General features: G+C 46.5%; 15 protein-coding genes. 8 read left to right on the top strand and 7 right to left on the bottom strand.

All coding sequences use genetic code 11. The features are described from left to right. Window positions 1–18: 18 nt before the first annotated feature. From IEX60_RS21060 to IEX60_RS21035, 6 genes are all read left to right on the top strand, one after another. Window positions 19–1,728, top strand: a complete 1,710-nt coding sequence (locus tag IEX60_RS21060; RefSeq protein WP_188753376.1) for a hypothetical protein — start codon at window positions 19–21, stop codon at window positions 1,726–1,728. Then, window positions 1,725–8,222, top strand: coding sequence for an MSCRAMM family protein (locus tag IEX60_RS21055; RefSeq protein ID WP_188753375.1), 6,498 nt, complete (start codon window positions 1,725–1,727; stop codon window positions 8,220–8,222). The genes IEX60_RS21060 and IEX60_RS21055 overlap by 4 nt, the downstream gene beginning before the upstream one ends. 5 nt (window positions 8,223–8,227) lie before the next feature. Further along, the gene (locus IEX60_RS21050) at window positions 8,228–10,219 is read left to right on the top strand and encodes a fibronectin type III domain-containing protein (protein WP_188753374.1); all 1,992 of its coding nucleotides are present in this window, start codon (window positions 8,228–8,230) and stop codon (window positions 10,217–10,219) included. Between the two features lie 662 nt (window positions 10,220–10,881). Then, window positions 10,882–14,112, top strand: a complete 3,231-nt coding sequence (locus IEX60_RS21045; RefSeq protein WP_188753373.1) for a sensor histidine kinase — start codon at window positions 10,882–10,884, stop codon at window positions 14,110–14,112. Between the two features lie 12 nt (window positions 14,113–14,124). Continuing rightward, window positions 14,125–14,853: a LytR/AlgR family response regulator transcription factor gene (locus IEX60_RS21040; protein WP_188753372.1), complete on the top strand. Its 729-nt coding sequence runs from the start codon at window positions 14,125–14,127 to the stop codon at window positions 14,851–14,853. Window positions 14,854–14,992: 139 nt separating this feature from the next. Beyond that, entirely contained in the window at window positions 14,993–15,457 is a 465-nt protein-coding gene (locus tag IEX60_RS21035; RefSeq protein ID WP_188753371.1) for an SRPBCC family protein, read from the top strand. Between the two features lie 125 nt (window positions 15,458–15,582). On the opposite strand, the gene IEX60_RS21030 is transcribed toward IEX60_RS21035, so the two are convergent. The 7 genes from IEX60_RS21030 to IEX60_RS21000 form a co-directional block, all read right to left on the bottom strand. After that, window positions 15,583–15,885: a GIY-YIG nuclease family protein gene (locus IEX60_RS21030; RefSeq protein WP_188753370.1), complete on the bottom strand. Its 303-nt coding sequence runs from the start codon at window positions 15,883–15,885 to the stop codon at window positions 15,583–15,585. A 201-nt stretch (window positions 15,886–16,086) separates the two neighbouring features. Continuing rightward, window positions 16,087–16,275 (bottom strand): hypothetical protein, encoded by a 189-nt coding sequence (locus IEX60_RS21025; protein ID WP_188753369.1) that lies wholly within the window; start codon window positions 16,273–16,275, stop codon window positions 16,087–16,089. Window positions 16,276–16,283: 8 nt separating this feature from the next. Beyond that, the gene (locus IEX60_RS21020; RefSeq protein ID WP_188753368.1) at window positions 16,284–17,348 is read right to left on the bottom strand and encodes a DNA adenine methylase; all 1,065 of its coding nucleotides are present in this window, start codon (window positions 17,346–17,348) and stop codon (window positions 16,284–16,286) included. Further along, window positions 17,336–19,078, bottom strand: coding sequence for a hypothetical protein (locus tag IEX60_RS21015; protein WP_188753367.1), 1,743 nt, complete (start codon window positions 19,076–19,078; stop codon window positions 17,336–17,338). The genes IEX60_RS21020 and IEX60_RS21015 overlap by 13 nt, the downstream gene beginning before the upstream one ends. A gap of 2 nt (window positions 19,079–19,080) precedes the next feature. Continuing rightward, the gene (locus tag IEX60_RS21010) at window positions 19,081–20,598 is read right to left on the bottom strand and encodes a hypothetical protein (RefSeq protein ID WP_188753366.1); all 1,518 of its coding nucleotides are present in this window, start codon (window positions 20,596–20,598) and stop codon (window positions 19,081–19,083) included. 2 nt (window positions 20,599–20,600) lie between these two features. Next, entirely contained in the window at window positions 20,601–21,686 is a 1,086-nt protein-coding gene (locus IEX60_RS21005; protein ID WP_188753365.1) for a hypothetical protein, read from the bottom strand. A 248-nt stretch (window positions 21,687–21,934) separates the two neighbouring features. Continuing rightward, window positions 21,935–23,461: an LA2681 family HEPN domain-containing protein gene (locus tag IEX60_RS21000; RefSeq protein WP_188753364.1), complete on the bottom strand. Its 1,527-nt coding sequence runs from the start codon at window positions 23,459–23,461 to the stop codon at window positions 21,935–21,937. 99 nt (window positions 23,462–23,560) lie between these two features. Between IEX60_RS21000 and IEX60_RS20995 the strand changes: the two genes are divergently transcribed. Together IEX60_RS20995 and IEX60_RS24895 are read left to right on the top strand one after the other, a co-directional pair. After that, window positions 23,561–23,992 carry a hypothetical protein gene (locus IEX60_RS20995; protein ID WP_188753363.1) on the top strand — a complete coding sequence of 144 codons (432 nt, stop codon included), beginning with the start codon at window positions 23,561–23,563 and terminating at the stop codon, window positions 23,990–23,992. A gap of 147 nt (window positions 23,993–24,139) precedes the next feature. Further along, the gene (locus tag IEX60_RS24895) at window positions 24,140–24,328 is read left to right on the top strand and encodes a recombinase family protein (RefSeq protein WP_229717691.1); all 189 of its coding nucleotides are present in this window, start codon (window positions 24,140–24,142) and stop codon (window positions 24,326–24,328) included. Window positions 24,329–24,638: the final 310 nt, after the last annotated feature.

Genomic DNA, 24,638 nt, shown 5'->3' with positions numbered 1-24,638 from the left:
GTGTCAAGGCCCCTGACTATGAAAAGCTTTTTGTTTGTATACCTGTTAATAAGTGGTGTCACGGTGGCCTTACCCTTGCATGGGCAAGATCTTTCTAATTTAGAAGCCCAGCGGCCACTTGGGTTCTCCGGCGCATTGGAACTTCGGGGCATCTATTACAATGCCAACGGCATCGCCAACCGCCGTGAGCCTTTTACCTACCTACTGAGCGGCAGCCCTACGGTAAGCCTTTATGGTTGGAGCATCCCCTTCAGTTTCATGGTGAGCAAGGATGAACGCTCGTTCCGGCAGCCGTTCAACCAGTTTGGGATGAGCCCTACCTATAGGTGGATCACCCTGCACGCGGGCTACCGCAACGTCACGTTTTCGCCTTATACTTTAGCTGGCCATACCATGCTGGGTGGCGGTTTCGAAATCAATCCAGGCAAGCTACGTGTAGGCTTCATGTATGGACGGCTTAACCGCGCCACGGTCATCGATACCACGACCCAGTCGCTGGTTCCGTTTTCATTCAGCCGCAAAGGCATGGCCGCCAAACTCGGTTACGGTACGGCTACCAATCATTTCGATCTGAATTTTCTTCATGCCAAAGACGATAGTACCTCCGGACCGGGTATTCCGCTGCATGACAATACACGGGTGCTGGCGGCGGCCAACACGGTGCTTGGGTACAGCATGAAGTTTCTGTTATTCAAAAAACTGTCCATTGAGAGCGAAGGTGCAGCGAGTATCTACACCCGCGATCTCAATTCACCCATTACGTTTGATTCGATTGCCGACCCGATGTTGAAGCGCCTGAAGGGATTGCTCGATGTGAACGGTTCCACGGAATGGTTTTTGGCCTTCAACGCGGGTATTGGCTACCGGGAGAAAAATTATGGCATCAAGGTAAACTACCGCCGCATTGAACCCGATTTCAAGACCATGGGTGCCTATTTCTTCGCCAACGATGTGGAGAATTTGACCATCAACCCGAATTTTACGCTGCCTAATGGCAAGTTTCGTGTCAATGCCAGTCTGGGGATACAGCAGGATAACGTGAACCTGCAGAAACAGGCAACCAGCAAGCGCATCATCGGAGCCGGTACGATCGGTGCTGAATTTACGGATCAACTGGGTGTCGATATCAACTACAGCAACTTTTCCAACAATCAGCGCCCCAATACGCTGCGATTTGCCGATTCACTGAAAATTGTGCAGACAACCCAAACGTTCAATGTAATGCCACGCTACACCGTGGTGGGCGAGCGCATGGTGCACATGGTGATGCTGTCGGTAAACCTCAGCGGCATGAAAGATTACAACAGTTATTTTGAACAGGAAGCGGCAAATCGGGATATCCATACCAGCCAATACCTGTTAAACTACAACATTAGCTTCCCGGCGAAGCTGCTGAGTGTTTTTGCCAGTGTAAGTCATACCGCGATGGAAGGAGCCGGTACGGAAACCAGCTATGACGGTGTCTCGCTGGGCGGCAATTACAGCCTGGCTAAACCGCAATTGCAGGCGGGAATCAACACCAGTCTGATGCAAGGAAAGACGATAGCAGGTAAGAGTATGATCGTCAATGGATCGCTGAACCTGAACTACCGCATCAATGGTTGGCAGTCCATCCGTGCATCATTCTTTTTAACCAACAACAATCCTGGCAGTGTGGTGACGGGTGTAAACCCTGCATTCACCGAAACACGCGGGGAGTTGGCATATCAAATCAATTTCGGGCTATGAAGACATTATCCTTAACGTATCGTTTCATCTTTTTTTTAGTAGCACTCGTGGCTGCACACGCGGCCATGGGGCAGGTTAATGTGACGATCCGGATATTACCTCCCTATCAAAGCCGCATTACCGAATATGCATCGCGACCGGATCTGATGTTGCTCACGCTGACCAATACGTCTACCTCGGTGCGCCGTGTGCAACTGACGGCGGCCATCAGCGGCGACAACGGTATAGGTGCTTGGGTAAACCCCGGCTATCGCAGTCCGCAGCCTATTGAGCTGGCATCCGGACAGGTTGTTACGCTTAACGGCAGTGATATCGCTTTTTTATTTGATCACAACCAGATTCAATACACGGGTATCAGCCAGGCCGACTTCACCCGGGGAAGGGGCTTGTTGGAAGGCACGTATCAGCTATGTGTCCGCGCATTGGATTACGATACCCACGAACCGCTGAGCCCCGAAGAACCGATGGGATGTACGCAGTTGGTGATCAGCAGCGTGGAGCCACCTACCATTATCCAACCGTTTAACGAACAGGAACTGCGAGCCGATGGCCCCCAGGCGTTCCCCATCACGTGGAGTACCCCACCGGGGTCATCACCCCTAACCCAATACAAGGTCAAAATGGTGGAGATCATTGCTCCCCGGAACCCCAACGATGCGATGCAATCGGCTACCACGCCGCCTTTTTTTGAGGAAACCGTGAATACCAATATGCTGCTCTACGGGCCACAGTATCCGCAACTTACACCGGGTAGGCAGTATGCGCTGATGGTGCAGGCCATCGACCCCTATGGTACGATCAGTTTCCGTAATCAGGGAATGAGTGAAGTGACCGTATTCACCTATGGGCGGGATTCAAAAGGGGTGGCTTCAGCGGATGAAACCAACCCACCTAAGCGGGAAGAACCTTCGGACGTGGAATATGCCACCAATCGCATTAGGGGTAAACTTTCCTGGGCATTCAAGGCGTCGGAAGAACGGTTTTCAAAGGGACCCTCATCGTATGGAGGTCAAGCCGTGATGTCAGGGGTTGTATCGCAAAATGTTAGGGAATTTCAGGCGAGTGCCGCAGTCCTGTCATCATCGGCGATGGCCGTCCAGTCCACAGTCGGGCAGAACACGGTCCAGCAGGGAACGCAGATCGGAAATAGCGCATTGGTTCAATTGTATACGGGTGGTAACCCGACGCAGCAAATCAATGCTTCGGGTATGGCCCAATCTGACCCTACGTTAAATGCATACGGTACTCTCAACCCTCCTCCGGAAGCGAGTGACGTCATCAGCGCTCCCGGGTCGTCTTCGCTGGCCATTTCTTATGAATCCGTGCAGGTGGATACGGGAAGCCAGCGGCATCCGTTGGCTAACGTGACGGTAACGTTGGCGGGTGTACAAGATGAAACAACGGTGCCCACGTTTAGCATGGTGTCGACGACCGCATCGTTAACATCCGTAACGCGCAGCCAGGATATCACGTGGGCGGGACTCCGCACCCAAACCACCTTGGAACAGACCCTGAAAAACGGTGTGACCGTGGCTCCCGTAGTTGCCCCGCAAGGTGTTAACATCCCGCAAGGTGTTAATAGGTCGGTCGCTGCACCGACAGCGATTTCGGCAACGGCAGGAGTAATGGCGGGCAATAGGACCCTCCAAGACTTGCAGCCTGTGAATACCCGGACGGGAAATGATCCCGCCTCGACCATATTGGCCACAGCCCGCACGGATGCGGAAGGCAATTTTTCGCTGCAACTACTGAATCCGCGTTACGAAGGGCAAAAACGTTACGATCGATTGGTAGTGTCCATAAAGAGTCCGGGCTTTGAGCCTTATGAATACACATTGCCATCCAACCAGTTGGATTCGCTCGAAACCATCAACCTCGGCGAAATCCTTGTACTTGCGCGGACCTATCGGCTGACTCCGAAAATGGAACTGGAACAGCCGACAGCAGATGTTGCAGACCCCGGTATGCGGTTCAGGGTATTCCGCCTCGCCAGCGAAGTGGATCAGCATCCCTATCTGCAACTGGAGGGCAACTTAACGGGTGAAGCGAAAAATCCCGTTGTGGTGAACGGGCGGAAATACATTCCCGTGGCCGACGAACGTGTGGAGGCAGGCGGGAATATCAGAAAGGCAATCGAATTTTCGGTGGGAAAACTGTTCTACGAGGGAAGCCTCTACGTAGAACTGGAGCCGCTGGCACCGAGCTATCAAAAGCGGACGTCGACCATCCGGCTGACCGATCCGGAAACAAGTGCTTCCCGTATTTTAGTAGCCAAGCCGCAATTTAATAGCAGTTTGGCGAAACCCGGTGTGCAGGGAGAGGTGATTCTTGAAGCGGGCGAATCGATGATTCCCGTGGGAGGTGCTGTGGTCATGGTTTCGTTCAATACGGAGGCTGTCGTGCATGAGCATGCCGGTGCGGCGGCTAGCAGCCAACTGATACAGGTAGGACAAGATGTCCGTCAGGCAAACTTTAATTTCGTTGGGAGCGGATTGAGCGGCAATGCAGGCACGGTGTCGTATGCTACCGGATCGAACGCCAATCCGATGGCGATCGGTGCCGCATTGAGCAGCGACGGGATATCCCATGCAGTAGCCGTCGAGGAAGTATCCGCATCCGTCGGGCAGTCCGTCGGTGCTGCAACTCTCTCGTACGCATTAGCGGGAGCAGATGGCGACCTGACAGATGCACAGATCCGTTCCAAATATGGACCATATGCCGTTAAAACGGATAGTGCTGGTCAGTTCTACATCGGCAACCTTCCACTTCTGGCAGATTCGGCAAACTATACGGTAAAACTGGTTGATGTTCCGTACAACTACCGCAACATGGAAGTTGCCGACGGCAAAGAAAGGCAGGTGAAGGCGCTGAAAGGAGAAAATCCCAACGTAGCGTTCCGCATCCAGCCCGAAGTATTTAATTTGGTGGGTCGGATTGTTGACGGAGAGAAAAATGGCATTCCATCGGCACGTGTTCACTTTAAAGGCAGCACCACCTATTTTGACACGGGGGAGACGGGCATCTTCCAGACGAGCTTCTACGAGGGCGATCATACGTTGGTTGTCGAGAAAGAGGGTTACCTTACCCTGGAGTTTCCTGTCAAGCTGGGTGGCGAAGTGGTCGATGGCAAAACGAAAAACCTATTGAAGGAAGCGGCCAGGAAGCTGACGAAAAAAACCACGGTAGCGCCGGGTGCCGATGTGATGATGAATATGGCCAGTCCGGGGGCATGGGTTGAAAGCATGCAGTCTTCACCCACGGTACAGCAGGCGGTTGCTGCCGGTGAGGTATTTTCCCCGGCCATGTTCGGATTTGCGGTCGGCAGTCCGATGAACGGCGGCGGGGCTGTTGCTACGCAGCTACCGGGTGCACTGCGTGGCGGCCCGGCTCCCATGGAACCCGAAGCTCCTGTGTTAAGCCAGCAACAGATGCTGAACACGGCCTTTGCTCCCCAGATTCTGGCTACATTTAACGCCAATCAGTATTCATTCGCCACGAAGACAACCGACCTGGGCGACATCGGCCCGATGTTGCCTCGGGTAGGTAAGGTACGCTTTACCGTCGTGGAACAGGGAAGCGGTACGCCGGTTCCGGGGGCCGTGGTGCAGCTGTTTGATTCGACACAGGTGACCGATGCGGAAGGCAAATGGCTATATGAAGGTTTTGGTGGGCAAGCGACCGTAACAGTCACTCCTCCCGCGGGAAAAGGACTGATTACCTTGCAACGTTCGATCCAGGTCAACGAAACTGGAAAAATTACCGAGGTGACCCTTGAATTGGAAAAAGGTGTACGGCTATATGGAAAAATAACCGGGGGTGGAGACGCGTTGGAAAATGCAAAGGTAACGGTAGAGGGCCGGGAATACCTCCAGGTCCTTTCCGAAGCCGATGGAAGTTACGAGTTTTTCCTTCCAGCGGGTGAACAGGTGGTCCGGGCGGCTAAAAACGGTTACCTCTCCAAAAAGGAAAACCGGAACATCCAGCCGGGAGCCGAACTGGAACTGAATTTTAATTTGGAAGATGGAGGCGGAAAGAACATTTCCAAGCTGTTGGGCTTCGACATCGAATTAGACAAACGGATTCCCGACGGGAACGGCGAAAAATGGAGCGGGCGTTTCGTGAATCTCAAACCCTCGACGGCGTGGTTCGGAAATGGGGCATCGGTTTCGCTGCCTTTTGCCAATGTCAACGTCACCTTCGACGCACAGGGGAATCCTACGCCACAAGGCAACGAGGTGCAAACCGATGTTACGAATCTGCCGCTGAAAATATTTGGTTATCTGCCTGTTGTACTTCAGGGTGATCCGCAGATCAAGGTCGAAGGCAATGCCCAGGGCAACGGGGTGATTCAGGGTAAGCTGCGATTGGATGTAGGCCAGATACAGGGGAGCCGCGGTTTTGCCTTCCCTCAGCAGAAAGCGCTGTATGTCAGTGCAGTGGATGCAGGGGCAGATCAGGTGGTGATCTTCAGCAGCGCCGGAGATCGGGGTGGAAGTACTGCTTCCAATTTGCGCCTGGTGGCCGACCAAGCCGGGGATGTGTCCATGGACCTCTATGGTTTTTCGCTTACGCTGAGCCTATCGGAATCCACTATCGGACAGACCGGGTTGGACCTCGTCGGTTCTATCTCAACGCCTTCGATGGGTCCGATTTCAGGCATGTCTGTGGCCATCGAGAAATTCAGTATCAGCAAAGAATTGCGTATCCAATCGGTGAAAGTGAAGACCACCGATCTTCCTACCTTGAAAATAGCTGACTGGAGTGCGTCGCTTACTTCCTTGCTGTTCAACGAAAATGGATTCAAATTAGGGGGAAAGCTGAAATTTACACTTCCCAAATCCGGAGCATCCACGGTTGAATTTTCGAACCTGAGCTTCGGCAAAGACGCGCTGTACGGCGGCCAATTCAGCTTCCCCAATGAAGGTGTCAATGTGCTGAATATCGTCCAACTGACTTCGGGCGGCAGCCCCTTGGGCTTCGGACGGGTTGGCAATCTCCAGGTCTATTACCTGTCCGGCAGCGCCAACATGAAATTCGACAAGCTGATCACGAAGACCATCAAGATTCCCTCGTTCCAGGTGCAGACAGACGGACGGTTCCTGCTGGAATCGCCGGTGAATTACGATGCCGATCTGGCGTTTGCCAAATTTAAGATCAAGACCCTTACGGTCAGTACGCTTTCTGGCCAAGCGCCTGCCATAAGCGTACAAGGTGAGTTCAAGGTTGAATTCCCGGGGCTTAAGTTCAACGCTTCCGACATCCGGTTTACGGCCAACCCCAATGGGGGAACAAACTTCTCGGTGGGCACCATCGGCGGTGAGCTGTCGGTAGCGGTTATGAAGGTGGGCGTAACGGTGGGACTGAAGGAAAATGGATTTGAAGGAGGCGGGAAGCTCGGGATACCGGGTACACCCATCAATGCGGAGGTAAACTTCCACTATTATAAGGTGAGTGGGGGCGTAGACATCGGGGCAAGCTTCAAATCCGGTATTTCCATTCCGATCGGGATTGTGGAAATCACCCGGGTGGGTGGAGGCTTCAGCTACAATACGGCCAACAAGAAGTTCATGATCAACATCAACGGCGGAGCAACCATCACCGGCATGCGGGCATTGGTGGAGCTGAACCCGATCAGCCTCACCGTGGAATCGGGACCGATTATTACGGGCCAGGTAGGGGTGGTGGTAGGCACGGCCTTCAAATTGGTGGATGCATCCGTAACGTTGAACATGCCGGGTAAGTTCTTTGCCATCCATGTCGATTCCGATATCGAGCCGATCAAAGGAGTGGCTTCCGCCCGGCTCCAGGGGCTACTCCGCATCAAGTGGGATCCGGACGACCGTTATGTGTTCCTGGGTGTGAATACCGATGTTAACCTGCTTGGGTTCATCCACAATTATGGCGAATATGCATTGGGTGTCAATATCTGGGATCCGAAATACCGGAACGACGACATCGCGGGATATTTCCGGTATCTCGACGAAGACCTCTATGCCAGCGGTGGAGATTATACGTTTTCGGGTGTGTATCTGCACACGCAGAGTTCCATCGGGGTGCCCAAGGAAAAGGCGGTAGGATTCGACCTGAAAGTGGTGAGCGGAAAGGCATGGTTTCATTCGACTTCGGATGTATTGCTGTTGCTGAATTTTGCCGCCAATGATTACCGGTTCAGGCTGGCGGGGTCACTGAGCGCGGGTGCCGAGGGTTGCTTGGCTTTCGCATGCATCGGAGCAGGATTTGATGCCTGCTACATGTTTACCGGTGGTTACAGTGATTACGAAGGTTGGTTTCTGGCCGGTAAAGCCGCAGGCGCTTTTGAGGCGAGGATTGGCTGCGATGCGGATTGCAATTCAATCGGGAAGAAACTCATTTTCCCGTGCGGAGCACGGATATGTATCGGTGCACATGCCTCCTTTAAGATCAGTACCCACAATGGCATTGACCTCGGCGTCGGATTGGGCCGAAGTAACGACGGTAATATTTGTTCAAATTAGAGAATATGAAGCAACTGATTTTAGCAATCTTTTTTCTGCCGCTTTGCGCAATCGCGCAAGACGAATCGTTTCCACTGGTGCTTCCGGGACCGGACCATACCCTGGTACTGGTGGGCGCATTGTTGGACGACTCCCGTCCGACCGGATTTCTAAGGGAAAATGAATCGTTTGTTGTCGAGCGGGCCGATGGGCAAATGCAGAATTACAAACGGATTGGCGTGGTTACCTTTCCGGCATCCGCGGCTGAATTGGAGAAACGGACCGGCGCATTTACCACAGAAATATTGAACAAGCTGTCCGTACGTACCATAAAGGAAGCATATGACCGGCTGGTAAGCACCGGCCCCGACACGTTGGGCCTGTTGCTGATCAGTACGGAAATCCAGGAGGCGCTGGGACTGATTTTTGTTGACCGCGATCGGGACCCCGGGGTTTCGTCGTCCTATCGGATAACCTGGCAGCAGGACGGAAAAGAAGCAAAGCAGATGGAGGCCGTTGTAAAGGCCGGACTGCCCACATTGAGTGAGCGGTACCGGGGAAACACCTTTTTAACAACGGACAGTACAGTTTCCGTTAGTTGGTTTTCATTAGCGCAACATTTTGAAGGGGAGATGCCGTCGTTTGCAACGGTTTACCGGAGTGTCGGCGATACGGAATTCCAGCAGGTGTCGAGGTTGCTGGTTGCAACCGATGGGGTTTCCGACAGCACACGGGTTTATTTCAGCGAAACGGTTACACCCGGGCAACGCTACCGCTATTTTATGCGTGTTTCGGATTTCGCCGGCAACGAGGGCCCGGCTTCCGATACGCTTTATACGATTGCTGTGGAGCCGGCGAAGATTGCCCGCATCAGCAACCTGAAAACGGCCGACACGCTGGGCGGCATATTGCTCACCTGGGATCCGCTTCCCCGGCAGGCGGTTTATGGGGGCGTCCAGATTCTGAAATCCCGTCAGGTAGGATCCGATTATGTGGAACTGGATACCATTCCGGCTACGGAAACCCGTTATTTGGATACACGGGTGATCAATGCCACGTCGTACTTCTACAAGGTGAGGCCGCTGATCCTGAATCTGCCGGGAAGTGCCCCGCTGGCTTTTTCCGAAGTGAGCGGTTATAAGAAAGGCGTGGATAGCCTGCCACCAACGGCACCGAGGGTCGTAAATGCGTCGGTCACGCCAGAAGGAATAAAAATCAATTGGCAGCCGGGAGATGAGCTTGATTTATTTGGTTACTATGTGCTGAGGGGCACCTCGGCGACGAATATGGAAGTCATCTCCTCGCCTGTACAGGATACCGTGTTTGTCGATACGACATTTTCGGTGCAACAGGCCGGACAGTTACACTATGCGTTGCAGTCCATCAACCTGCATCAGGTGGTTAGCGATACTTCCGAAGTGGCTTCCGTAACCCTTCGGCAACCGGTTGTATTGACCGCGCCAGGGGGCATCCAGGCCCGCCATACGGTGGATGGGACTTCTCTCCAATGGGATAACGTGATGCTTCGGGACGACAACGTGGCGGGATTTGTCGTGTATAGGCGTAAAGAAGGAGATGAAAATTACCAGGTGATCTCGCCGGAACTGCTTAAACTCCCGTTTTTTACCGATAGTACGGTCGATAAAACGGTGGCCCTTGAATACGCTGTTGCATCAGTGGATGCCTGGGGCAACCAAAGTATCCTTTCGCCCAATACTGCACTTGCCGCAGACCAGACAGAGGAATTGGCGGCACCCACTCAGCTGTACCTGCGCAACCTGACTGCCGGGATTGAGGTTGCGTGGCCTGTTCCGCTAACGGTCGCCGGAAAGCAGTATGTTATTTACCGAAAGGCGGCCGGGCAGGCGGAGTTTTCAAAGATCGGTACAACAGCCGTGAACAGCGTATTTGTTGATAAAAATGTCAAGAACGACACGCTGTATGAATATGCGGTCGGCGTAGCCTCGGGAACAGCGGAGGGCAACCGGGGCTTGGCCCAGTCGATTCGCAGGCAATGAAATCCGGCCGTATCCGTATTCCGTCCCTATTGTACGACAGACGGTTCTGTTGCAGGGATCAGGGGCAGGATTAGCTGTGCGCGGGTAACTGTTTTCGATCCCTGCCAGGCCAATCGATTTTTCTTTGTATGCCGTTGGATACGCGACTAGCTAAGTAGGTATCCGCCCAGCGAAATAAGTAACACAATCAACAGTGCGCCATACAGCCAAAGTTGCTTGATTTAGGTATGTAAAAAAAGCCAAACTGTTAAGCAATTCGGCACGGCGATCGTCATGCTGCGGATGGGCATTGAGCAGCTGTTGCAGCGAATCCTGTACGGGAAGTTGAGCGTGTAAGGCAGGAGTACTTATCCAGGTGGCCATCTAAAGTAAGCGGATCGCACGTGAAATCGGTTTCATGGCAGTTTTAATCATCAATGGGGAGTAATTTTTATTGAAACTACGAGCGCGGTGGCCTGTTGGTTTTTTAACAATGCGTAAAGGGTAGGGTTGAATGAGCGGACACTGCCCTGCGATAAGGGAAGGCCATTTTATCCATTCCCTCAATAACAGGTTCGTTTCGCTCATTCAAAGGAGTCATCTGCGCACTGGTCAGTTAACGGATTGTTATTTTCTTTTTATTTGAGTGGAAAAAATTGGATATTTACGTAGGTCGATAAGCGTTGATAGCAAAGATAGTACCCGGTTGGTTGATGATGGTGATGCTCATACACGTGAGCAGCGCGCAGGAACGTCTTTACAATTTTGAGTGGTTTACGAAAGAAGGACAGGTACCGGGTAATGCCATCCGGCGAATCATCACCGACCGTGAAGGGTTTGTATGGCTGGCAACCAATAAGGGGCTTTACCTGTTCGACCTGGTCAATAGCAAGAATTTTACGCACGACCACCAAAATCCAGCCTCTATTTCCAGTAATAACCTCTCGGGCATTTACGAGGACGAACATGGCGGGATGTGGATTACCAGTTATACGGGTGGGTTGAGCTATTATGACAAATCGCTGCCCAGCCCCCGGGCATTTACCAATTATACCTACTATTGGGACGGCCGAGATACCCTTTCGATACGGATGCTTAACGATGTCGTATCCGATGCGGACGGCAATATCTGGTTTGGTGGGCAGGATACCGGTGTGCTGAAGATGGATGCATCCACAAAGCAGATTTCAAAGGTTACCTTGGTGCCCGACTCCCTTGGGCCGCTATCTATCTATGATCTTTTCCGGGCGGAAGACGGTACTATCTGGGTAGGTACCCGGCATCACGGTATTTTTTGCGTCAACCCGAAAACGGGAGTCACAAAAGCATATAATTTAAAACCGGAAGCAAAACCCTGGGTCGATGAAAATGGCTGCGGCAGTTTTGCAGAACACGATGGCATCCTGTGGTTTTCCTATTACGATTATAACCTTTGCAGCCTGAATTTGAAAACCGGTGAACTGCGTACGGATTTGCTGGGCATTGGCCCTAACGATCGGGTCTATGACAACGCGATCCATGCCGTGGCCATCCGGGGAAATACAGTGCTGGCGGGGCATCAGTCAAAAGGGATATACCGCTATGACCGGACTACCGGGGCCTGTAGCTTGTTGGATTGGGAGACACTAACCCCAGAAGACCCCACGAGTGATATCATTGCGACAATACACGTGGACGCAGGAGGTACGATCTGGATCGGTACACGTAATAAAGGCCTGATCCGGTATTCGGATTATCAGAACCGTTTTTCGTCTTTTTATTCCCTGTCCTTATCGGAGCCAATCAAGCAACTGCGCATGGCAGGGGGCGACCGGTGGTGGTACCGTACGGCATCCCATATACAGCTATACGACAAGAGGGAGAAAAGAACAGTCAAGCGTTACGACTTGAATGGTTTGTGGACAAGTAATTTTACCGAAATCGGAGGGAAACTATACTTGTCTACATACGATAAAGGGGTTTGGATACAGGATGGCGGCAAACCCCCGTATCCCTTGCCCATCCGGGGAGACACCTATGGTTTTCGCCAGGCCGATTGCGGAAATGTTGTCTCGGATACGATTGACGGGTCGCCCTATTTATGGATTGCTGCCTGGAATTCGGGGCTTTATAAATACAACTGTACCGACCAAACCCTGACGTTAACCAATGCGGGGAATGGACTGCCCGACAACAAACTGATTTGCATGACCAAAGACATGAATGGGGATATATGGGTAGGTACGGATGGCTTCGGTTTATTGCATATTTCGGATAAGAAGTTGGTCACCGTTGATCGGTTCCGGACTGAAATGTCTAACTCCATTCCATCGAATACCGTACGGGCTATCGTACCGGCAATGGACGGGTCTGTATGGGTGGTAACCGAATACTTGGGGATTTCCAACGTCAAAAAATCAGGAAACGGCTACACGTTTCAGAACTTTCCGAATACCAATCCGACACCTTGGCAAAACCCACATGACGCGTCGGAAGATGCGCTGGGTAACCTTTGGATTGCTACGGAAGATGGGCTGATGGTGTTTGATACCGATTCTAAAAAATTCAAGCAGTTGCAACCCGGGCAGGGCATTGTTCCTCCCCGGCACATCGCCTTGCAAACCTGCGCTGCCAATTCAAACTCCACCGTTGTGATGGCTACCGATAGGGGTTTTGTGATGGGGCGTGCCGCCGATGTAGTGGCAAAAAGAACGCTTCCAAAAGCGGTAGTTAACTCCTTTTTTGTGCATGATCAGGATTTTTCCCACCTGCTGCGGCGAGGGCCGATCGAACTCGATCATGAACAGAACTTTTTTACCCTCACCCTCTCTGCCCCCGGTGCCATTGACCCGCATGAAATGCAATTTGCGTTTATGCTGGAAGGGGTGGATAAAGACTGGCGTCTGGCGAAAGCAGATTTTTCGGTCTCCTATACCGATATCAGCAGAGGCGATTACCGTTTTCTGGTGCGTACGGGTGACTACATGGGCAATTGGAATACGCACCTAAGTGAAATTCCGATCCATATCAAAGGACCGTATTGGCAGACTCCCTGGTTTTACGGAGTCGTTATCATCCTGTTTTTTTTGATTGCATACAGTGTCTTCCGGTATCGGCTTGATCAATCAAAGAAGCTCAACGCCATGCAGATTGCCTTCAATGAGGATTTGAAGCAGCAACTGGCGTTGAAAACCGCCGAAGTAACCGCGCAGATGGAACGCATCGAAGCGGAGCGGAAGGAAAAATTGGAATCAGATTACCAAAAACGCTTATCCGAAAGCGAATTAAAGGCTATCCGCGCACAGATGAATCCGCATTTTATATTCAATGTGCTTAGCTCCATTGAATCCTATATTTTGGAGAAAGATGCAGAAGCAGCGAGTCGTTTGGTGCAGAAGTTTGCCAAGCTGAACAGGTTGGTGCTCGAAAATTCGGCCTACAGTTACGTGAGTGTTGCGAGAGAGTGGGAAGCGCTGAATTTATACGTGGAATTGGAAGCATTGCGGTTCAATAATGAGTTCGATTATGATTTTTCGGTTATAGGAAACCCTGATATGAAGAATCTTTTTATCCCTCCGATGCTGGTACAGCCGCTGATCGAAAATGCCATCCATCACGGGATACGGCAGCAGATAAACTGGCGGGGCAAGATACAGGTTACCGTCCAGCAGGATGGAAGTAGTATCTGCTTTACCATTGTCGACAACGGAATGGGATTGGGAAAATCACGGTCAAAACCGAATCATCCCTATAAGAAAGCATCAATGGGGCTGGCTACGATTGAAGAACGCCTTAAATTGATCAATCGGAATGCAGGTTGTACGACTGGAAAGCTGGAATTGACGAACCTGGCGGGAGACGGATTGAGCGGAACGAAAGCGGTATTGTGTGTTCCGCTGGTATTGACGCCATTCAGTATACTAGATATTCACTAAACCTTGATCGATATGCTCAAAGCAGTTATTTTGGATGACGAACCCCGGGGGTGCAAGTTGCTGGCTCACAAGTTGCAATATTTTGAAGCGGATATCTCCCTTGTGGCCACTTTCTACGATCCCGAAGTTGCACTTATTGAGATCAATAATCACAAGCCGGATGTACTTTTTCTTGACGTAGAAATGCCGGGTATGAATGGCTTCCAGTTTTTGGAGCGGCTCTCCGGTTTTGCCTTTGAGGTCATATTTACGACGGCGTATGATTCGTACACCTTAGATGCGTTGCGCTTGAGTGCTGTAGACTACCTGCTCAAGCCGATCGCAGACGACGAACTGAGTCAGGCGATTGTTCGGTTGAAAAGCCGTGTGGCCCAAAAAACAATAGCTGCGCCCAAACCTTCGGGCGAATTTGCGAGCAAAAGATTGTCGCTCTCCACCGCAGAAGGGGTGTACTTTGTAGATAAATCCCACATTATCCGCATTGAGGCTATGAGCAATTATTGTACGTTTTACCTCATCGAGGGAAAGAAAATCGTGGTGTCGAAAACATTAAAGGAGTTTGAGGGTGCACTGGCAGCCGATACCTTCCTGCGGGTCAACCGTTCCTCGATGATCAATCTTTACTACATCAATCGCTATCGTAAAGGGAATGGCGGTACGCTGGAAATGGCAGATGGGATGGAAATCGAAGTATCGTCCCAACGGAAAGACGACTTGATGGCCTTGTTATTTGGAAGGTGAGTTGCAGGATGGTTTTGACTCGTGTTTTTGTCGCAAATACCCCTTTATATTGGCGCATTGTACCAATGCATCGTTCAACAATTGGTCCCTATCTTTGTTAGGTTAGTTTATATGTAAAAAACCTTAAAGACAGATTACGATGGAAAGGATGCAATTTACGACATCGATCAATGCCCCCGTGGCTACGGTGTACGACAAAATGATCGGCAAAGAAACATTCAAGCAGTGGACATCGGTATTTAACCCCAGCTCGGACTACGAAGGAGGAGATATGGAAGGAACCTGGCAAAAGGGGGCTAAAGTATTGTTTGTGGGCACCGATAAGCAGGGAAAACGGGAAGGAATGGTGGGTTATATCCGGGAGAATATCCCAAATCGCTATATTTCCATCGAATATGTAGGCATTTTGGACGGTGAGAATGAAATTACGGAAGGACCTGTGGCGGAAGATTGGCAAGGTTTTGAAAATTATGCATTTGAAGGCCATAACGGTTCAACTACTGTGACCGTTGATATCGACGTGAACGATCAGATGGTGGAATATTTTCGGAATACCTATCCCAAAGCGTTGGAAAAGCTCAGAGAAATCTGTGAACGCAACTGAATCCATGAAACCTGCGATGTCAGTGCCTGACGCAAAAGGCAATGAAAATGCAGGTTCCATCAGACCTTTAAAGGCAAACTGTAACGCATTCATTGATGCCGCTAAAACAGGCTATAGATCAATAATTATGTTCTGATGAAACGGATGAAAGTTTGTGCCGCCGGGCATACGTATGATAAAAGCACCGATTGCCCGACCTGTCCCGTTTGCGAGGCTGCACGGGGGCCATCGGAAGGATTTCTTTCCTTATTAAGCGCAACCAGCGCGGCGTGCATTGATGAGCACACAAGTGTCCACGGCCTGAATTTGACTGTCCAGCCCTTTTTTCCGAGCTCGTTGTGGGATTTCAGCCTTTCTTGCAGGTTGGAGGTATATCCAATATAGATTTTGCCGTACTTTTCGGAATGCAATACGTAAACGGTAAACATGGTTTTCGGTTTAAAAATAAAGCCGATCAATTTCTTGACCGGCTTCCTTTGGTAGAGGGAACTTTACAAATGTCGAACTTTTTGGAGGATTACGAGGCCGTATTAAACGCAAAGAAAACTCTTGAATGATTTGATATCATTATACTAATGATATTCTAACCTGCTTCAATCCTATAAGCAGGTTTTTTGTTTCACTGAAACTCAATACTTATTCAACCACAACCGACGTACCTTAATTCCGAGCGGCAGGCTCGACAGGTTTCCTCCTTCCAGAAGCCAATCGTCCTCATAACCGATTGAAGCCTCCATCGCCACCCACCAATATTCCTTCCATATCACCGTGATGTCCATCCCATCCGAGCGGCGCAAAATCACACTAAGACCAACCAATAGTTTTGTTAAATAGGGTCGTTGGTCCCAATAATCAAAAACTCATTATTAAATTGGTTTCCTTTGTTTAGAGCATAGCCATACAGACCTAAATCTAAAGTAAAGACCTGTCGGTCTGGTCTACACCGCACCAACAGGTCGCTTATAGATTGCACACTTGGGATCCCATTGTTACGATAAGAGATTACAATAATTGATTCGTTATGGCGCAGAATCAATTGCTCCAATTCTGTTAAAAATGTAGAAGGTTTTTCAAATTGATCGCTTTTATTGATAGTGATTTCCCTGTTATTCTTTGTATGATTGATGTGTTCAAGGATACGATTATAGTTAGCCAATCCTTCCAAGAAATGGTATTTAGAGTGATAGGTCGTATGATTGCGGCTGGAGCTGAAATATGGCGGATCAATATAAACGAGATCGGCTGTCTCTAAACAATCTGCAGCGCTGAAGTTGACGGCTAAATTATTACGCCCATTATCAAACGTAAATTCATCCAATTCGTTGAGGAAGCGTAAAAAAAGTTCCTCAAAGGTTCTTTCCCAGGTTTTTTTGTTGCCAAAGCTGCCTCCATTATAGTTAAGCCGCATACTCAAATTATTCCGGTGAAATAAATTGTATGGCCTTTTTATAATACAGGACTGGAATAGGATATAATAGGCACTCAGTTTTTTATTCTCGTTTTCAAGCAGGTTTGCATTTTGGATAAAAATATCTATCTGCCTGTTTTCTGTATCTGTAAAATATATATTCTGAAAGTTTTCCTGAATAATTTTTTGATAGGGATATCCCTGCTGAGGTTCTAAAAGCGAGATGGCTTCTTCATAAGTTAATTCGTTAGAATTATGCTGAATCAATTTTTTACCAATAGCCGTATTAAAACTAAATATATCGTTATAGGTAACCTGTTTGCCCTTAACCTTAGAATAATAAGAAAAAATAGCCGTACCTCCGAACAGATCGAGCACGGAATCAAATTCTAAACCAAGGTTTTCAATTTCATTCCAAATACGTCCTACTAACTTACGTTTTGAACCATAATATCTTGTAATAGGTAGTTTTATTTCGGGCATATAGATCTTACAAGATTTTGAAGGTTATCGTATTCTGGCTCGGCGATACAAATGATTTCTTTTCCTTCTTTGTCGGGAACCGGAACATTAAAATAATAGGGTTTCGTGTTAAGTGTCGCCCTTGCTGTGTTATAAATCACGCCTTCTTTATTTTCATTGTTGGTAATGAAATATTGATAATCACTTACGTTGGGATCACTATAGCCGCCAACCAAGACAAATTCAATCTCAATACCTCTATCTGTCATTGGTTTGAACTTATCAATCATTTTGGACACCTTCTTCAAAAAGTCGTCGATGTAGAATTTGGACAGTTTCGTTTTGGTTTCAAAATAATAGAACTTCTGTTCGGTTCGTACTAAAAAATCGATTTCGCAGAATAGCTCGTTTTTATCCAGTAATCTCCGGTTAACCAGATATGCATAATGATTAGCGTTTAACAGATGTTCAAAAAGATCTTCGAAATACTTCTCAAGGAAATAGTAACAGATCGCGGGTTTTAGGGTATGAATGATGGTTTTGTTTTTCTCAACGGGAACCGGACTGCGGAAGTGATTAACCTTTTTGTCCCCTTTATGATTAAGCCAGTGCAGTAAGTTATAACTTGTACCGATCTTTTCACTATTATATACACCTAAAGCTGTCTCCTGTTCATGGTTGGAAGACATTAAAAACGAGTAGCTTTCAAGAAAGTCAAGTTTTTCGAGAATAACCACATCATTAAAGAACTTTAAAAATTTCTCGTTGATTTTGGTTTTGTCCTTAATGTAAAAGTTGTTTTTAAGGTTTGACAGCAATTGATTTAATTGCGGGTCGACTACTAACGCTTTAAACTCATCAAGCTCCTCGTCGGCACCTGCCGCTACTGGGGCGGGCTTTGCGCTGTACGTATATTTAAGCAGTAGCCAATAATAATTATATAATTGATCCGCCTTCACGTAATTTGCTAAATCGACATTAGCATACGGCAGTAGATTATCCTTGATGACTAAACCGAGTGTTCTGCCATTATCCTTGTCCGTCATAACATAATACTCTTCATCGCCGGTAAGATCAATACCATGACGGGTCAGGTAGGCTGTAGTATTGATCCAATAATTACCGGTGTCTACTTTACTAATATCGGTTATTGCTTCATTCAAGAAAGCCAGCTTAATAAATGGCAGCAATGGCTGACCTTCCTGTTTTATCGCTTTAATCGTATTCCGATAAAATATATCGTTTTCGAATGCGTCAATTTTCTGAAGGCTGCGCTGGATCTTATCGCTCTTTAGGTTTGTGATCAGTTTTTTCAGAATTTTTGTATTTTTCAGAGCTGGGATAAGTCGTTCTTTCGATTTATCGCCCAAACCTAAAAACGTAGTAGCTTCTTTATCTACCAGTAAGATATCCGAGCCTTCAAGTGCCACAAGGAAGCCCGAATCATAAAAAAGTGTCTTATTATAATGATCTGCTATATAGGAAAAGAATTCCTGATTGGTATAGCCTGGAATTGTTCCCTCTTCTGTGGTTTGGTCCACTAACGATTCAATTCTGATATTAGATATAGCTTTAACAAAATCCTCTTTGAAAAGATCAACAATAGAAAAGCCCTTTTCTTTATTGGTCAACTCGATGACTTCTTCGAGCTGTATGCCAATATCGAACGAAATATCACATAACGCTCCGATGATATCATCTAACTGTACTTCGTAGTTAGAAAGGAATATATTACCCGTGTTGTCGAACATTATCAGAGTTTCCTTTTAGTATAGCTGGAAATTATATCACTTATAGCTGGCTGGTAATCATAATTTTCCCTATAAATAACGAATAAGATAAAAAGGCGGCGTGGATCAACGTCAACAATTTCGAGGTCATCGTCAGAGCTTATACTCAATTTGCTGTGGGTTAGTTCCAGTTTTTCCGGTGCATAAACCACAGTATTGAAGCCAGGATATTCAGCTAACAAGTTGGAGATTCGTATGCGTTCGTTTTCAAAGTCCTCCAGATAGGAATTGAAGATGAAATAATGAACTTTTTCCGTAGCAAGATCGACAAAAATCCTGTCCTGTTTATTTAGATTTCCGGAATCTAAACCTAGGGAATCAATATAATATTCAAAGGGGTCAAAGAATTTACGATGCAGGTTTTTAAATGCCTCGTCGTTCTCAAGTTTGGTTTCCGTCTGTTTGAAAAGTTCGGTCAGCTTCGCGTTTTCCAGCTGGGTTTCAAAAGACTCGTCGAGATCTTGTTCATATAGCAATTTGGAGATTTCCTGGATGGCGACTCGATTGTTCGTTGCACCTTTTTTGATAAAGCCGCTGTAAATGTCACCGGCGACCTTCTGTGTTTCGAATAACCCGTTTAAGTATTCGATCAATTCGATAATGTCACTTTTCGATTTTAAGGGCTCAATATTGACAATGTCATTTTTTATTCGCGTATAAAGGGCGTCATTGGCCGTGCTTATTTCGGACGAACCAATACTGTCAGTAAAGCTTACCAATAAGTAATGCCCTTTGATCTGGTTAAGCAAATCGACCAACTCACGGTAAGAGGTGAGGAAATGGTTAAATCTGATTTTTGATTTTTCTCTTATCTTTTCAATTTCATCGATAGCAAAAATTATATATTTTGATTGACTAGACAAAAGGTTCAGGAAAAGCACGAGTATTTCACGGCGGTTGAAGTCCTTTAATTGCTCCAACCCAAATTTGTCAAAGTATCTTTTGTTGTAAAGCCTCCCCGTTCCCAAGTAAAGCAATTCAGTAATTACTTCGTCGGTATGTTCCGGCAGGAATAACTTCAAGGTGTATTCTTGGATCTCGCGGAAATTGCTTTGGTAATTATTGACCAAGTCGGGGATAGCATCCGGCGTTTCCCGGATTACTTTAACTCCATCAATCAAGTCTGGTAAATATTTGTCTTGAACGATTTTCAGAAGGAAAAGAACCAGATCAGTCCGTTCCACATCCGCCCTTGAATATTGAACAGAAACTCCGAGATCAGGGTAAATTTTGTTGTAAAAAAGTTCAAGATATTTAAGCAGGTTAGTTTTACCATTACCATATTCTGCAATGATCAGATTGGTAATCATACGGGCAGAATCGATTTGCTCAATACGTTCCTTCACTCTCTTTTTTAAATTCAATTGACCGATAATATAGAAAGGCAATTCAGGTACTTTGCCTTCAGCAATATCCTTTTTAAATGTGGCCAACCTGTCGCTAGGTAACGGGAGGCGTTCCCATAGATTTGAAGTATCCATATTTATTTTATCTTAATTTTAATGACCGGTCGGTCTCGGATAAAAAATCGTTCCCGCCTATCAATCGAATTTACTGTATTGCCGAAAAAAAGATTCAGGTTATTCTTTTCCAATTCATAAAAATCGTCGAGAAATAACTGAAAGTTTGCCGTTGAAATGCGCATAGTCGCCTTGATGTCATATAAATTAATGAATCCAAGGTCACTGATGCTAGTTTTAAGGCATTTTTTATAGCCATCTAAAAATTTCTTTTTATTTTTTAGATATTTTTTCTTAATCTGGAAATTTTCTTTTTCAAATATTGAAAATAAGGATGTTACTTCATCATATAATTTACTGAAATTCTCATTCTTGGTGATAATATCCAAATATTTCTTTTTGATATTACAGGCGGAATCTAAAACGCCTAGGGCTTCTGCCCAGTAACCGCGGACAATATTATAATTTTCTAGGCTAGCAGAAGTGAAGTTGAAATGTCGAATGGATAAAAATTGATTAATGAATTCTATCTGGTCTTCGATCGACCGCTTCAAGTCATAGCGCCTTTCCAGTTTTGCGAACAGGCAGTGCGTGATAAATAAGTGAAAATCTGCTTCTATTATCTTTCTGAAAAAGAATTTTTTTTCCGGGCTGGACAGTCTGTAAAAATTTGACCGGAGTCCTATCAGATAATAGCCATCAGAACTAAGCTGATTCTTATCATTAATTAATCCGAACTTATCCTTTGCAAGGTTGATATAATAGGACGCTGCTTTATAAGTAGAGTAAATCTGCTTTTCCAAAGGTGTTTTCCTCGACTTTATAATGTTCGGAATCTCTGCAATAAACTGTTCTTTCTTTTTCGACTTGAGATATTGATAGATGTTGAAAATAGCAGCGTCACTAGGTAGCCCGTTAAACTCTTCCGGGATTGCTAAGCTGTATTCCTTATAAAGCAGATTAATTAAGTAATAATAAAACCCCAGGTTTAGATAAGAACTGCTTAGATTATTTTTGTTGGATGCAATAAAGTTGCAAACCCACTTTGTGGTTTTCAGCTGTTGATTGAAAGGTCTATGCAAGCTTGCAATAAAAATTACCTTGTTCATAAATATCCTGTGATAAAACCTGTGCTTATATGAAGTTTTCCAGCGAACAAGATCAGGTATTACTCGGCGCAATATATGATGTTTTTTTTAAAAATAGCGTATTTTTTGCAGCTGGGCAAGGTTACAAAATCCAAAAGTCCTGATATCAGGAATTGCAAGTTTTATTATTGAGGAGGCGGCACCAGTGTGCTTAAGAGCGCCGGAAATTTTTGATGGTATACAGGATAATTGCTGAAGAAGGTAATAAGTTATATTTTATCTTCAAATCGCATATTTGGCAGAGTAAAGGGTATGGTTAACTTCGGCTCTTTGGTTTGTTCCTCATGATGTATGGCCAATGAAGTATATATAATCGCTGACCGGATTAACTTCATTTGTTTTAAAGTTTTTCGTTCCAATTCTCCCCGCCCAATGGAATACGTCATGTCGTCTGATTCATCCGCCCCGGACCCCCCATTTTCAACGACCTTGAAAGATTTATGTTCTATATGATTACGGATTTCAGCCAACTCCCTTGCTTCGGGTTCTATTACTGCCTGATGGGCGTCTTCTTTGTCGAAAAGATCCTTACTTAGCCAATAGAGTCCCCTTAATGCAAGATTCTTGTTTTTATGGAAAACGGTACGAAGCGGCTTTCCTTTTTGGGGCTCGTGCCACAAACCCCGAAAACTGGTTCTATTTCTTTCTATACCAATGCCTAAATAGAAATTCAATAAATAGGCGATTTTATCAAAAAGCGAATAAACCAAACGATATGCAATCTTTACTTTTTCAAGGTTATGGGAATACTCCGCATATTCCAGCGTATCGACGAGTAGGATGTCCTCATCGCCATAACTCTGTGCTGGTAACTGGGTTCCCTCATAAAAAAGAAATCTTGCTGTGCCGTATTCCTGCTTAATTTGGTTGAATAAAGAATGGTATTTTGGTGGGTCGTCTGGTGCAACCGTCATACTCGGCAAATGCAGAATATCTTGGCAGGCGATGTTGTAAGGCGCGAGGTCATTAAGGGGATTAATATATAAGGTTTTATCTATACACCATTTTCGGTAATTGGCAAGTCTTTTATCCGTACCCAAATCATAGTCAAAGGAGTGTTCTTTGTCCAGGTATTCCGTTGGCCAATGGATGCGAATAAGTTGATAAGGTCGTAGGAACGAATTGTATGCTGCTGGATAGATATGGTCTTTCCATATTAATGCGCTTTTGAGCGACTTGTGCGAATGGTACATGAAGATATTTCGATGTGAGTCGTCGTATAAGCATCCGGCATAGCCATGTAGTCCATGCCCCAGATTTCCCAATGCCATTGGGAAATCCGGGATCACTTTCAACGCTATATTCCAATACTCTTGTGCTTCTACAAATCTGCCGACATGGGAAAAATGGTTGCCCAAATTGGTGTAAACCTGACATTGAAATTCCTTCATGGTGTTCTTGAATCCGGGTATAGATATACATTTTCTTAGGTGGTAGAGTTCTTTGGTAAGTTCTTCCTGATCGTAGTCCCAACTTGCCTCGGTTTCAAATCTATTGAAGTGTCGTTTTGCAGCCCAAGCATTGGCCAAAAAATAATGATAGTGCATTTGCTGAGGATTGTTCAATCGATCAACATCTATTGATTCCGATAATAAAAAGGCTTTATCAAGGAAAGCACGGTTCCCTTCATCTGATGCAAGGTCAATGAGTTGTCCTATAATATCTAAAACTTCCTCCAAAGTAAAATCTGTTGGATTTAGGCTCGCCAACTCCGCGGATGTAATTTTTTTCGGCATACTCGAAAATTTCTATAAATGTCGGGATAAAGGCGGTAAGCCAAAAGAAGAAATATTCCACATAAGATATATATCTTTATTGTCCTAAACATCCGATAAATGGTAGATTATAAATTGACGCAATTGAATGTTACTGTTAGAGAGGTTGTCGTAGGTAACAAACGGCTAACTAAAACCATGTTTAATCAAATTGAGCATGAATCCTGTTTCAATGAAAAGATGGACTTCATTGGTGACTTAATTATCGGATATACGAAAGATAAAGATGACAGGTTTCTTCTCTGGGTAAATAAAGGAAAACTAAGGAAAACAAAACTAACACCCTATTATAAATTGTCAAGAAGTGCTGATTATACCAAGCTATATGAAGTAAGTTGGTTCCTAAAAAAGGGTAAAATCGAGTTTGAAGGACTAGACAAGGGCGAGCAGGCGGTTTCCGAAACAGTTGCTGACCCTAAGCTGTACGAAGCGCTTGTTGATAAAGTAAGATCGTTTCTCGATTCATTAGTCGATCAGCAAATATTTCTTTAAGCCTTCCTTCCAATATTGGGTATGAGCACCGCTATACATTGCCGGAAAAAATATCTTCAGTCATAATGATATTTTGCCGGTATATTATCTTAAACCCATTCCCATTCCTTATTTGTTAGGTAACTGAAGTTAAATATTTCCCGTTTTATGAAATCAGCTTATTTATATGTGCGGGTAAGCACTGACGAACAAAAGAGGAAAGGTTTTTCTCTGCCAGAACAGGAGGACCGGTTACTTAAATATTGTGAATCCAACAATATTCTTGTTAAAGGGATTTACCGAGAGGATTTTTCCGCAAAGAACTTCAACCGGCCAGAATGGAAGAAGCTAATTTAAAAAGGAGCGTGGCAAGGAAGAGAAGTATATCCTATTTGTCAAATTGGATCGGTTCAGCCGTAGCATACAATACGCATATGAGATGATAGGAATATTGAGGAAATACCAAGCTTAAGTGATGGCTATTGACTAGCCGGTTGATCTGGATATTCCGGAGAGTTCGGTGATGTCAAGAACCACTAAGGTTAAAACAGGAGGCGACAGAGTAATCTCTAACGATCTTTTACAATCTGGTGTGCGGTTACGTTTCGAACGTTTGTTCTTTGTTCTATCGCAAGATAGGCGATTAGGTAAGCCAGAGTGCTCTCGG

It is taken from the genome of Parapedobacter defluvii (genome assembly GCF_014642075.1).
GTDB lineage: Bacteria > Bacteroidota > Bacteroidia > Sphingobacteriales > Sphingobacteriaceae > Parapedobacter > Parapedobacter defluvii.
The sequence above is the reverse complement of the archived record's forward strand: the minus strand, read 5'-3'. Positions and strand labels throughout refer to the sequence as shown.

What these genes read in the sequence shown, in the direction of transcription:
- IEX60_RS21060 (WP_188753376.1), top strand. Translation starts at nt 19, where the DNA reads ATGAAAAGCTTTTTGTTTGTATACCTGTTAATAAGTGGTGTCACGGTG.
- IEX60_RS21055 (WP_188753375.1), top strand. Translation starts at nt 1,725, where the DNA reads ATGAAGACATTATCCTTAACGTATCGTTTCATCTTTTTTTTAGTAGCA.
- IEX60_RS21050 (WP_188753374.1), top strand. Translation starts at nt 8,228, where the DNA reads ATGAAGCAACTGATTTTAGCAATCTTTTTTCTGCCGCTTTGCGCAATC.
- IEX60_RS21040 (WP_188753372.1), top strand. Translation starts at nt 14,125, where the DNA reads ATGCTCAAAGCAGTTATTTTGGATGACGAACCCCGGGGGTGCAAGTTG.
- IEX60_RS21035 (WP_188753371.1), top strand. Translation starts at nt 14,993, where the DNA reads ATGGAAAGGATGCAATTTACGACATCGATCAATGCCCCCGTGGCTACG.
- IEX60_RS21030 (WP_188753370.1), bottom strand. Translation starts at nt 15,885, where the DNA reads ATGTTTACCGTTTACGTATTGCATTCCGAAAAGTACGGCAAAATCTAT.
- IEX60_RS21020 (WP_188753368.1), bottom strand. Translation starts at nt 17,348, where the DNA reads ATGCCCGAAATAAAACTACCTATTACAAGATATTATGGTTCAAAACGT.
- IEX60_RS21015 (WP_188753367.1), bottom strand. Translation starts at nt 19,078, where the DNA reads ATGTTCGACAACACGGGTAATATATTCCTTTCTAACTACGAAGTACAG.
- IEX60_RS21010 (WP_188753366.1), bottom strand. Translation starts at nt 20,598, where the DNA reads ATGGATACTTCAAATCTATGGGAACGCCTCCCGTTACCTAGCGACAGG.
- IEX60_RS21005 (WP_188753365.1), bottom strand. Translation starts at nt 21,686, where the DNA reads ATGAACAAGGTAATTTTTATTGCAAGCTTGCATAGACCTTTCAATCAA.
- IEX60_RS21000 (WP_188753364.1), bottom strand. Translation starts at nt 23,461, where the DNA reads ATGCCGAAAAAAATTACATCCGCGGAGTTGGCGAGCCTAAATCCAACA.
- IEX60_RS20995 (WP_188753363.1), top strand. Translation starts at nt 23,561, where the DNA reads ATGGTAGATTATAAATTGACGCAATTGAATGTTACTGTTAGAGAGGTT.
- IEX60_RS24895 (WP_229717691.1), top strand. Translation starts at nt 24,140, where the DNA reads ATGAAATCAGCTTATTTATATGTGCGGGTAAGCACTGACGAACAAAAG.